Genomic DNA, 11,467 nt, shown 5'->3' with positions numbered 1-11,467 from the left:
GCGCGCGCACCAGATAACAGAAGCGTTTGGCAGGCGCTGCATAGCGCACAGCATCTTCTTCTGAGAATTGAAAAATGATCGCGTTGTGATTGAGTCCGGCGGCCTTCAGTGCGACCTGAACCCAGGCGGGTAACTTCTCATCGCGCAGAGACGCCCCTGTAATATTGATAAAGAGCTTGGTGTCTTTACCTTGTTTCTGACGCTCAGAAAGAAGCTTGGTAGCATGCAGGATGACCCAGCGATCCAGTTTCCGTTTGAGCGTATCACTGACCTCGGCGCTGTTAATAAATGCCCCGGCCTGAGGGTCTGAGGCATCTCCTCCGGGTAATCGAAGCAGCACCTCGTAATGTTCGGCATCATCACCCCGCATACTGATCAGAGGCTGGAACAGAAGCCGTAACTGATTTCGCGACAGTGCCGTCGTGATCTGCTTTTCCATCGAGCGCGTTTGTCGTGCTTCCGATTTGTCTTCCGGCATAAACAGGTGAGCGCTGCTGCTACTCTGCTTGTTCTCTTCGGCGGCAGCATCGCAGGCAAGGTGAGCCTGTTGCAGGATCTCGGTCGGTACCGGGCTGGCGTCTGTGATCAATGTTATGCCAAGGCTGAGTGTTGGCTGCACGGTACGCTGTTCCAGATCAATGAGGAGATTATTGACCGTGCTGATCAGTTTCTGGGCTTGCTGGCGTGCCTTGGCTGGGTCACCACCCGGCATCATCCAGATAAAGGTATCATCTGAAATTCGCGCGGTGACATCGTATTCATGCGCGATACTGCTCAGGCACTGACTGATCTCACGGATTACGGTGTCACTGGACTCAAGGCCAACATCGCGTCGGATGGCATCAAAACCGTTGATCTCGGCATACACCAGAGTGCTGAACTGCTTTTCCAGAACGGCATGGTCGACGGCGCGCGTCAGTCGTTCGAGGAAATAGTCTTTGTTGTGCAGCTGAGTAACGGCGTCTCTGTGTCGTAGCTCAGTCAATTCTGCAGCCAGTTCGCTTTCTGTGTCGCGTCGGCTGATCTGAATCTGATTGCAAGGCTCGTCACTGTATGTCGCGTCGCTGAAACTCATAGTCATCGGGAATTGCTCGCCATCCGGCAGAACCCCCGTTGTTTCGAGCTCAAAGCTATCAGGTATGCCGGTGCGGTATTGTTTCAGAAACTCTTTAAAGTTCGCCTGACTGTCCGAGGCAATCATGTCCATGACAGGCATGCCCTCGAGGTCTTCGACCGATTCATAACCGAACATTTCAAGATAGGCAGAATTTGCATGGACATGCATACCATCATGAATGTAAGCAATCGGATCGCGTGAACTTTCCAGCAGCGTGCGCGAGCGCTTTTCTGCGTCTCGTAGTTTAACCTTCAACAGGCGGACTTCCTGGCGGTTGCGCAAGTGCTCGACTTCACGACGTATGGTCTGCATCAGGATATTGCTTTCATCAAAAGCAACTACAGCACTGGCGCCTTTGGTCAGAGCACTTTCGAGAAGAGCATTGCTGGAATTTACCGGTATGAGGATCAAAGGAATATCGTAGTTCAGTCGATGAATCTGGCTTAGCAGCTCAGTGAACTCGATGTTTTCCAGATCCGGATCGGCAACTACGACATCCCATTGGGCGGACTTAAGGGCCTCTTCAAATTGCTCATGTGTGATCACTGTCCGGGCACGTGTACTGAAACCGGAATTACGCATCAGACTGACGAGTTGTTCTGCGTCGTTCTGAGTCTGCGTCAGTAACAGTAGTTGCAGTGTGTCACGGGATAGCGACATGAGTGAGCATACCTCGGCTGAAGAAAACCCGAAATTATAGGTGCTGTCGAATCAAAGAAAAACGGCATAGGTGACAAATTTTGTCACCCGTTGGCCCAATCAGAGTTTATTCCAGAGAGAATCAAAATCATCTTCAATCAGAGCATCACTAACACTGGTGGCCACCTGGCGTTTTTGCTCGGATGAGACTCCGGAAGCTCTGAACTGGAATTGCCCAAAGCTATTAGTAGACGCCAGGCTTTTGCTTAACTGATAGCGTCCGCTGAGTTTCTCATGCATCAACTCAATCTTATTTCCGGTACGGAAGGGCACCCGCGGCAGTATGACGCTGGCAGGCTGAGCGATCGCTTTAATCGCAGGCAGAACCAGAGCGCGCATTTGCGGACCGTTGCTGCCGGTTTTTTGCAGCAGGCGGGCGATAGCGACTTCGGCACGCGGTGCCAGAAGTTCAACGCCCAGCTGAGTCCCCTGACCTCGCAGGTGACGAATCCAGCGGATTGCTCCGACAGACCAGTGGCGTACGCCACGCTCCTGAATGCCGATCAGCTCGCCGGCCTGAATGGCGCTGGGTAGCTCACCTTTCCATTGCAGGCAATAGCCACCCGGGCTGGTGTTAATCAGAATTACGCCATAGCTGCTGTAGCGGGTTTTGGGCTCGCTGTTTTCTTCTTCTTCGACCTGATGGCGGTTGATAAACTCAATAGCATCAAGATTCATCGCTTTGTTATCGGGCATGCGTGAACCGCCAGCATCAAACGCATCGGCCCAGACATCGTCAGACACAGTGGCGCCGGTATCAACAGATTTACCGGCAGGGCCCTGATCAACAGGTTTCATCTTCAGGGAAACCTGATCAAAGTCGCGTTTCCCTGCCGTGTAGTAGTGCAATGCAGACAGACCGACGCAGACACTTAGTTGACCATCGGTAGGCACGCGACGGAATGAACGCTGCCAGTGGATTCCCCAGGATTGAATCGCATGGGCAATCAGCGTTTCGCTGGTCTTATCTGGCACGGTAATCCGGCCATCGCTGCCCGCAGACGCATATAGCTTCAGCGCCTGAACCAGTTTTTGCGTGTTCAGGCTGCGGAAATTTATCTTTTGGTTATCGCGCAGATGCTGGCGATACTGGCCTGGGCGGTCGCGATGAAGGTTGATGATAAACAGAGCGCTTTCATCGTCAGCCGGCGTCAGTTCAGCGTGAGGTGCCCAGTATTCACATACTTCATACAGTTGTGCCAGATCCTGCTGGCGCAGGTTGCTGGGTTTCGCTGTCCCCAAAAGGTGTATGCGTGCGAAGGCGTCACGGATTGTAGATTTGTAAACGTACCGTGCTTGTTGATCTTCAATAGTGATGTTTTCCAGACGGCGCGCTTCTGCCATCAGGTAGATCTGGTTCACGTCCAGCCAGGTTCTGTCTGGCGGCTGAAAATACAGCTGGTAGGCCCGCAGAATAATCTGACTGCTGTCGACAATTGCTCGGTGAATAGCCGGTGCAAAGTGCTTGGGCGGACGATCTCCGGCGCCAAGCAGATCAACACTGTGTGCGACCACCATTTTGTAACCAGTCGCGAGATGCCCTTGCAACGCCTGGCTCAGATTAGCGATCTTAAGTTGCTTATCATTCAGGGATACAGAGGACTGCAAAAAGTGCTTATTCAGGACTTTGCAGACCGAGTGTATATAAGGACGGATAACTTCGAGGAGTTCAAATCGCTGTGCCGCAGGGCAGCTTAATGCGTTTAACTCGCGGATGGCCTGATAGAGGCGTCGGGAAGCTTCCCCGGTATTTGCCATTGGCAGGCTTTTGGCCCACTGTGAGAACGCCGGAAGTCCCGAACCACAGAACGACAACTCGCCTTGAGTTGCATTCGGGATATGCAATGTTATCGGTGTGCTCTGGCTGTCCATGCGATCCTGCTGTTAACTTTCGGGGTTAGCGATTTATATAGCCTCTATGGCGTGTATTTTCCAGCAACTACACGACATTTAACCGTTTCAAAAGAGAAATGTGAATTTCTTTTACACGAACTGGCTACGCTATCACAAAATACCGGTGCGATCAGGCCAGAACGGGGTGGGGACGCTTGTAGGGGTCTCCGGGCACTTCTCTCACAAGTTGTGGGACAAGGTAGCCCGGCAATTGTTCTCTTATACCGAGATAGAGCGCGGTGGCGTCCTTGTCGTCGACGAAATAATGCTGCGTCCCTTCAACTTTATCTGGAAGGTGAAGGTAATAGGGCAGTACCCCCATTGTAAAGAGCTTCTCGCTTAATTCGGCCAAAATAACAATGTCATCATTAACGCCCTTCAGGAGCACGCTCTGGTTGAGAAGCGTTACGCCACTGCTTCTGAGTTCACGCAGACGTTCCGCATGGAGAGCGGTCAGCTCGTTCGGGTGATTCACATGGAGCACCATGGCGTTATCTGTACGGGTATGACTGAGCGCTGTCTGCAGTTCCGGTGTCAGGCGCTGAGGAATGACCACCGGCAGGCGGGTGTGTATACGGATTCGTCTTACGTGGCTTATTTCATCAATGGCTTCAATCAGCTCTGCGAGGGCTGTGTCCTGAAGCATCAGTGGGTCGCCACCGCTGAGTATGACTTCAGAGATGCTGGCGTCGGCACGGATATAGTCCAGAGCCGATTTTCTTTCCTCCCGACTCAAGCGGTTGTCGGCATAGTCGAAGTGTCTGCGGAAGCAGTAGCGGCAGTTAACGGCGCAGCCGGTTGCTGCCAGCATCAGCACCCGCCCCTGGTATTTGTGAATAATCCCAGGGCGTATGTTCGTCTGACGCTCACCAAGGGGGTCGATACTGTAGCCTGGTAGGTCTGATGCATAGGTTTCGCTGGCGATGGGCAGAACCTGTCGCAACAGAGGGTCATTCAGATCACTACGAACCATCTGATCAGCAAAGGGTCGGGGTACCAGTAACGGGAACGTCAGGGCCGGGTGGCCGGCCTTAAGAGCTTTATCTACCGGAATATCCAGATAGCTGAGCAGGCGCTCTCCATTGCGGAAAGAGTCAGCGAGAATCTGTCGCCAATCCTGCATCTCTACAGGCGGCTCTGTTCGCGTTATGATACGCACCTTAATTTATTACCTGACAGTAAGCGGAAGTCAAAATGGCTAACTATTCTACCAACGAATTTAAATCGGGTCTCAAAGTGATGCTCGACAATGAGCCGTGCTCTATTGTGGAAAACGAGTACGTTAAGCCGGGCAAAGGCCAGGCATTCAATCGCGTGAAGCTCCGTAACCTGCGTAACGGTCGCGTTCTTGAGAAAACCTTCAAGTCAGGCGACAGCCTGGAAGGCGCTGACGTGATGGAAGTGGACATGGAATACCTCTACACCGACGGTGAATTCTGGCACTTCATGGCTACCGACGGTTCTTTCGAGCAGCACGGCGCTTCTCAGGAAGCCGTAGGCGACACCGTTAAGTGGCTGAAAGAGCAGGACGTGTACACCGTTATCCTGTTCAATGGCGCTGTTCTTACCGTTGCACCGCCTAACTTTGTAGAGCTTGAAGTAGTTGAGACTGATCCGGGTGTAAAAGGTGATACCGCGAACGGTGGCAGTAAGCCTGCAACTCTGTCGACCGGTGCGGTTGTTAAAGTCCCACTGTTTATCAATATCGGTGAAGTGCTGAAGATTGATACCCGTTCGGGCGAATACGTCGGCCGTGCCTGATACGCGCTGGCAACCCTCTTGCGATCGGGCAGCTCTGGCTGCCCGATCTGCGTTTTACCGCACTATTCGTGAGTTCTTTTACGCACGCGACGTGCTTGAGGTCGACACTCCTCTGTTAGGAAACGCGCCTGTTTCTGATCCCAATATTGAACCGATGCAGACCCGGGAAGGACGGTGGTTACACACCTCGCCTGAGTACGCAATGAAGCGTCTGCTGTGTGCAGGAAGCGGAGATATCTGGCAGTTATGTAAGGTGTTTCGTGCGGGGGAAGCAGGGCGTCGTCATAACCCTGAGTTTTCCATGCTCGAATGGTACCGGGTCAGTTGGTCGCTGGATCGTCTGATGGACGAAGTCCGGGACCTCGTGCGGGCGCTGTTTCAAACCCGCTGGGCCGAGCTGCCCGAAGTGCGTATGAGCTACGCCAGTGCGCTGAAGCTGTTTGCTGGTATCGATGTCCATAAGGCATCGGATGACGACATCGCTGCGGTCGGTATTTCTGCCGCAGGGCAGGATCTGCAACTGGGCCGTGACGGCTGGTTAGATATCATTATGAGTCATAGGGTCGAACCAGCTTTGTCCGAAGAAACTCTGGTGTTTATTTATGACTTCCCCGCGAGTCAGGCAGCGCTTGCGAAGGTGAGTTGCGATGCCGATGGCAACCCGGTGGCAGAACGTTTCGAATTGTTCTTTAACGGCACTGAATTAGCTAATGGATATCACGAACTGACCGATGCAGAGGAACAGCGTCGTCGCTTTGAAAAAGAAGCCGACGGGCGCCCTCTGGATGAGCAGTTATTGTCGGCGATTGAACAAGGCTTGCCGGAATGCTCCGGCGTAGCCATGGGCGTAGATCGCTTATTGATGCATTTACTACAGGCTGAGCACATCAGTGATGTACTCAGTTTCGACTGGCCGAGAGCCTGATCACGACTGGATCAGGCCAAGGCCAGAGGTAAGTCGGGTTTGAGTCAGATCACGAAAGGTCCGCGATGGCCTCGCCCATTCTTACCGGTGAGCCCGCTTCAAAGGCATCCTTCCAGTCCACAACGCCTTTCGGGTGACACAGAATGACGGTCGAACCGAGTTTGAAACGCCCCATTTCTGCGCCCTTGTCCAGTGATACGTCAACAGGTGCGCCATACTCACTGACTTTGAGTTCGCGGCGCGGTGGAGCAATATGGCCAGCCCAGACGGTTTCAACGGCAGCGACGATCATAGCGCCGACCAGCACCATAGCCATCGGTCCTTTGTCGGTATCAAAAATACAGACAACCCGTTCGTTGCGAGCGAACAGGCGAGGTACATTCTCGGCGGTTACCTGATTTACAGAGAACAGGTCGCCGGGAACATAAATCATGTCACGCAGTTTGCCGGCCATCGGCATGTGTACCCGGTGGTAATCCTTCGGTGACAGATAGATGGTCGCGAATTCACCGCCCATAAAAGGCGCTGCCCGTTTGGCATCTCCACCGAGTAGCTCAGTCAGGCAGTAATCCTGACCTTTCGCCTGAAAAATACGGCCATCAACGATTTCACCGCGCTGTGATACGGCACCGTCAGCAGGTGAGCACAGGACAGAGGCATCACCTTCGATCGGGCGTGCACCATCAATTAATTCGCGTGTAAAAAAGTCGTTAAAACAGGAGAACTCAGAGGCCGTCTGACGCTGAGCTTCGCTCATGTTGACGCCAAACTTTTTGATGAACAGATTAATGAGCGGATTTTTTACCCATTCCATTTCTGTCTCAGCCAGAGCACCCACCGCACGAGAGAGCAGGTGCTGCGGAACAACGTATTGGCTGGCGATAAACAGATTGTCTTTAAAACTCATTGGGTCATCTCTTAATTAGGTTCAGTGCCGGTCACAACCGGTGTGTTTTCGTCATTGCCCCACTCAGACCACGAGCCAGCGTAACCCCTGATATCGAATCCCAGAATTTTACCAACCAGGTAGGTATATCCGGAACGATGGTGGGTCTGGCAGTGCGTAGCGATACGCTTAGTCTCATCGATACCCAGGCCTGACAGTAAGGTGCGGAAAGCATCCAGATCGTTAATACGTAAACCGCGGTCTTTGTCCATTCCACGGGTCCACTCATAATTCACGGCTCCCGGAATGTGGCCACCGCGGGCTGAAATCACTTTTTCACCCGTGTATTCGGCGGCTGAGCGAGCGTCCCAGATGGCAAAGTCCGGTTTTCCGAGGTTATCCAGTACCTGGGCTTTGGTGAAGGTGGCATCCGGGTTAATCGCAGTGATTTTATAGTCAGACGCCTGCGGGGTAACGGTGCCGGTTTCCTGTGGTAAGCCCGCTTGACGCCAGGCGACGATACCGCCATTAATATAGGAATATTTTGTATGGCCTATGCAGTCGAGTACCCAGATCAGACGCCCGGCCCAGCCACCGCCTTCGTCGTCAGAGCAGATAACGTGAGTGTCAGGCGTCAGTCCCAGCTCGCTGAATACGGCTTCAAGATCTGAGACTTCTGGTAACAGACCAGGGACGGGTGTACCCGGACGTTGTAAACGTTTGAAGTCGAGGTGAACTGCACCCGGAATATGACCTTCAACGAAGGTCTCTGCCTTACTCTGGTCGATGATCAGGACATTATCGAGCGGTAACAGGTCAGCCAGTTGTTCTGGCTCCAGCAACAAAGGGAGGTCAGCCATGGGGGGGTCACTCAGCTAATTATTTCGTTGGCACGAAGTGTATCTGAGAGACCACCCTGTGTCAGGTCACGACGTCTGTCGCGCGGCCTTATGGGCCTTACCCGCGGGTTTATTTTTCTGGGCACTGAGCTGTCGGAGAGAAGCCAGCCCCTGACTGGTGGTTGTGCAAAGTTGGCGGAATCGCTGATATTGCGCCTTCGTGATTTCTTTATTGTCAGAGTTCGCCGCAATGACAATCCCGATAGGGTCGCGACCAGCATGAACGGACATAAGCATCAGCTCTTTTGGAAGTGCATCCGCAAGCTCCGGCGCCATGCCTTTGAAATATCGTTCACAGGTGGCTGGCGTGATATGAACAGCTGCTGACTGTTTCATCAACTGACGGAGTAAAGGAGCAACCTGTAACGGGACGCTGGTACTCGACAGAGGCATCAGGCCCTCAGGATTCTCCGAGTAAACTGTGCGCAAGGATGAGCGGTTCTTTCCTGGCAGCATAACTATTGCATGATCGATTCCTATGCCCAGATGGATACCTTTTAATACGCCCTGCATCAGGTAGTGCCAGTCACCGAAGCTGGCAGGAGACTCAGATAACTGCCCCATCAACTTAGAAAGGTATGCGCTGCCGTGATGAGCAGGCTTGGCTGTTGATTGGGTTTCGGGCGCTGACACTTCAGCGGCATCGGCCTCTGAGCGTACTTCAGGTCCTGTCTGCACGACCTCAGCTGGCATGTCCGCGCGCGAAGCTGTAGCTGCAGGCGCAGCTTCTGGCACGGGCGTCCATTTAGGGTAAGACAGCGCCTCAGGTTTCGGTGTAGTCAGCAAGGCGATACCAGAGGCCAGAGCTGATTTCCTCAGGCGCGCTTCATCGAGCTGTATTTTCCGGCTCTCGCTGACCAGTGTTGGGTACTGCCGGCCCTGCGCATGACTACTCAAAGCGAGCCAGCGGTGGCTTCGCTCTCCCTCCGGGTTCATATGCAGGTGCCATGCGGTGCCAGCGGCGGTGAGTGCGAGCATAGAGGCGCTCTGGCTTTTGTGGATCAGTTGTCGTCCGGTATCCAGGTCTCTCGGGTCCTGTTTGCGCAGACGTCGCCAGTCCTTGCGTTCCGGCAACTTATCGCGCTGGAACATATCGACAACGGGCTCAGGCAGGTTATGCCGGCGTACAAGGCGTTTCCAATTCTCGGGTGAGTTGCCGAATACCTTGCGCGAGGCTGTACCCAGATCATCTCCCTCGCTCAGGTAATGAAACCAGTTATGACTGGATTTATCGAGTAACAGCCATGGCCATAGAATCGAGTTTGCCAGCATGGCTGACCAGTACGCTGTGCTGGTAGGGGTGCCTTTCGCACTGGCCCACTGTGCAGCCAGACAACCGGCCATGTGCGCAGTGTATAGCGCCTGTCGATAGACCTTTTGCGAGGCATCCTTTGGATGATCTTCAATGACCGGGAGCTTTTTCACCAGAATAATAAGCTCCTGCATACCAAGCAGTGCCAGGCAGTTGTAGACGCCGTGAATCTGTTCGCGGCAACCGGGATTGTGGTTGACTGCCTTCTGTAGCAGGTGCCAGCAGAGTGCCGGGTCTCTTTCCGCAACAGGCACCAGCGATTCAAAGCTGACCTGCGGATTTCTAAGTTCGACCCTTAACGCATCCCGCGTTTCTTTCAGGATCGGTAAGTCACGGAACGCCAGTACGGCCTCCCATTGGGCGGCGCTGGGCGTCTGGAGCGCAGAATTCTGCATGGAGAGAGTGTTCCCGGTTTGTTAAACGGTCATTTGTAGCCTTTACTTACTATAGTCGTGATGCGTATTTCGTCCCGTGTAATCTGTGTGTCTTTTTTGTCACGGAAGGGTTTCGATACGCACACTGAGTTAAATGTGGAGTACCGCTGAGGAAATTGGCTGGATGCTATTTGTAGCAGGTGTCGTGATTGTTTTTGGCAGTGTCCTGTATGGCTATGTGATGTCGCATGGCCAACTGCTGGCACTGTGGCAACCATTCGAGATACTGATCATTGTGGGTGCCGCTTTTGGCGCGTTCCTTCTTTCTAACCCCTGGCATGTGGTCTGGACATCGTTTCGTCTGATTCCCAAGGTGATTATGGGGGGAAGCGTGCCTAAGACTATGTATATGGATGTTTTGGGGTTGCTCTATGACATCCTCAATAAAGCACGCCGGGAAGGCATCATGGCGATTGAAGGTGATGTTGAGAACCCTAATACCAGTGCCTTGTTTGCACGTTACCCTGCGATTCAGGCGAATCACGAGCTGGCTGTTTTTATCGCGGATTACTTTCGTATTATTGCCGCGGGTAACCTGACGTCTTTCGAGCTGGAATCGCTGATGGATCAGGAGATCGAAGCGCGCATGCACGAGCTTGAACAACCCGGGATGGCTGTCAGTAAGGTGTCTGATGCCTTGCCGGGCTTTGGTATCGTGGCGGCTGTACTCGGTATTGTGATTACCATGGGCGCGATTGGTGGCGACATCAACGAGATTGGTGCTCATGTCGCCGCCGCACTTGTCGGTACCTTCAGTGGTGTGCTTCTGGCGTACGGTCTGGTTGGGCCCATTTCGTCGGTGATGCGTCATATCGCCGAAGAAGAAATCAAACTGTACGAAGCTGCCAAGGCCTGCATTATTGCGTCACTGAATGGCTTACCGCCTCAGTTGGCCGTCGAGTTTGGTCGTAAGTCATTGTTTACCCATAAGCGTCCGACATTTAACGAAGTCGAAAGCAAAGTGCGCGGCCGCTGATGAGTGATTGCTGATGGAGAAGTTAAGCCCGCATCAGAATATCGTTGTCCGTCGTTATAAAAAGGGCAAACACGAAGAGCACGGTGGCGCCTGGAAAGTCGCCATGGCCGACTTCGCGCTGGCGATGATGGCCCTGTTTCTGGTGTTGTGGGTGATTAACTCCTCGAATGAGCAGGAACGCGAAGCCATTTCTGGCTACTTTCAGGACCCGAAAGCGTTTGAGGAAGGCAAGCTGGTACCGTCCAAGTACGTAATCGACCTCGGTGGCTCGCCAACGACCTCCGACAATATCGCCGTGTCAGAGAATATTGATCCCGAGAAGATTCTTCAGGCTGACGAGATTGAAAGTCTTGCCGACGCAATTGAGCAGCGGCGCATGGAAGAAATGAAGGCCAAGATTCAGGCCATGATTACCGCCAGTCCGACACTCAGTCCATTCAAGAATCAGCTTCTGTTAGACCTGACGACCGAAGGCCTGCGCCTGCAGATTGTTGATCAGACCAATCGCCCCATGTTTGATCAGGGCAGTGCTCAGTTACGGTATTACTCAGAAGACATTCTATGG

Annotated in this window: 10 protein-coding genes; 4 read left to right on the top strand and 6 right to left on the bottom strand. The window is 53.2% G+C overall.

Annotated features, from left to right (window positions below; genetic code table 11):
- The 3 genes from B2067_RS10230 to epmB all read right to left on the bottom strand — a co-directional run.
- On the bottom strand, positions 1 to 1,777 hold a 1,777-nt coding region (locus tag B2067_RS10230), incomplete at its 3' end, for a diguanylate cyclase domain-containing protein (protein ID WP_301388362.1).
- A gap of 99 nt (positions 1,778 to 1,876) precedes the next feature.
- On the bottom strand, positions 1,877 to 3,688 hold the full coding sequence (locus B2067_RS10225; protein WP_068437281.1) for a hypothetical protein: 1,812 nt from the start codon (positions 3,686 to 3,688) through the stop codon (positions 1,877 to 1,879).
- A gap of 151 nt (positions 3,689 to 3,839) precedes the next feature.
- On the bottom strand, positions 3,840 to 4,868 hold the full coding sequence (gene epmB, locus B2067_RS10220) for an EF-P beta-lysylation protein EpmB (RefSeq protein ID WP_076516507.1): 1,029 nt from the start codon (positions 4,866 to 4,868) through the stop codon (positions 3,840 to 3,842).
- A 35-nt stretch (positions 4,869 to 4,903) separates the two neighbouring features.
- Between epmB and efp the strand changes: the two genes are divergently transcribed.
- On the top strand, positions 4,904 to 5,470 hold the full coding sequence (efp, locus tag B2067_RS10215) for an elongation factor P (protein ID WP_068437287.1): 567 nt from the start codon (positions 4,904 to 4,906) through the stop codon (positions 5,468 to 5,470).
- Positions 5,463 to 6,395, top strand: a complete 933-nt coding sequence (epmA, locus tag B2067_RS10210; RefSeq protein WP_301388360.1) for an EF-P lysine aminoacylase EpmA — start codon at positions 5,463 to 5,465, stop codon at positions 6,393 to 6,395. The genes efp and epmA overlap by 8 nt, the downstream gene beginning before the upstream one ends.
- A 49-nt stretch (positions 6,396 to 6,444) precedes the next feature.
- Here epmA and asd read toward each other — a convergent pair whose 3' ends face one another.
- From asd to B2067_RS10195, 3 genes are all read right to left on the bottom strand, one after another.
- The gene (gene asd / locus B2067_RS10205) at positions 6,445 to 7,302 is read right to left on the bottom strand and encodes an archaetidylserine decarboxylase (RefSeq protein WP_076516511.1); all 858 of its coding nucleotides are present in this window, start codon (positions 7,300 to 7,302) and stop codon (positions 6,445 to 6,447) included.
- 11 nt (positions 7,303 to 7,313) lie between these two features.
- Positions 7,314 to 8,141, bottom strand: coding sequence for a sulfurtransferase (locus tag B2067_RS10200; RefSeq protein WP_273087608.1), 828 nt, complete (start codon positions 8,139 to 8,141; stop codon positions 7,314 to 7,316).
- 66 nt (positions 8,142 to 8,207) lie between these two features.
- Positions 8,208 to 9,887 (bottom strand): HDOD domain-containing protein, encoded by a 1,680-nt coding sequence (locus tag B2067_RS10195; RefSeq protein ID WP_297533884.1) that lies wholly within the window; start codon positions 9,885 to 9,887, stop codon positions 8,208 to 8,210.
- Positions 9,888 to 10,050: 163 nt separating this feature from the next.
- On the opposite strand from B2067_RS10195, the gene motA reads away from it, so the two are divergent.
- Positions 10,051 to 10,902, top strand: a complete 852-nt coding sequence (gene motA, locus B2067_RS10190; RefSeq protein WP_301388358.1) for a flagellar motor stator protein MotA — start codon at positions 10,051 to 10,053, stop codon at positions 10,900 to 10,902.
- A 13-nt stretch (positions 10,903 to 10,915) separates the two neighbouring features.
- The coding region (locus B2067_RS10185; protein ID WP_301388356.1) for a flagellar motor protein MotB at positions 10,916 to 11,467 on the top strand (552 nt) is incomplete at its 3' end.

It is taken from the genome of Thalassolituus sp. UBA2590, assembly GCF_002339775.1.
Lineage (GTDB): Bacteria > Pseudomonadota > Gammaproteobacteria > Pseudomonadales > Oceanobacteraceae > Thalassolituus.
The sequence above is the reverse complement of the archived record's forward strand: the minus strand, read 5'-3'. Positions and strand labels throughout refer to the sequence as shown.

Coding starts and splice junctions, on each gene's coding strand:
- B2067_RS10225 (WP_068437281.1), bottom strand. CDS start 3,688: ATGGACAGCCAGAGCACACCGATAACATTGCATATCCCGAATGCAACT.
- efp (WP_068437287.1), top strand. CDS start 4,904: ATGGCTAACTATTCTACCAACGAATTTAAATCGGGTCTCAAAGTGATG.
- asd (WP_076516511.1), bottom strand. CDS start 7,302: ATGAGTTTTAAAGACAATCTGTTTATCGCCAGCCAATACGTTGTTCCG.
- B2067_RS10200 (WP_273087608.1), bottom strand. CDS start 8,141: ATGGCTGACCTCCCTTTGTTGCTGGAGCCAGAACAACTGGCTGACCTG.
- B2067_RS10195 (WP_297533884.1), bottom strand. CDS start 9,887: ATGCAGAATTCTGCGCTCCAGACGCCCAGCGCCGCCCAATGGGAGGCC.
- motA (WP_301388358.1), top strand. CDS start 10,051: ATGCTATTTGTAGCAGGTGTCGTGATTGTTTTTGGCAGTGTCCTGTAT.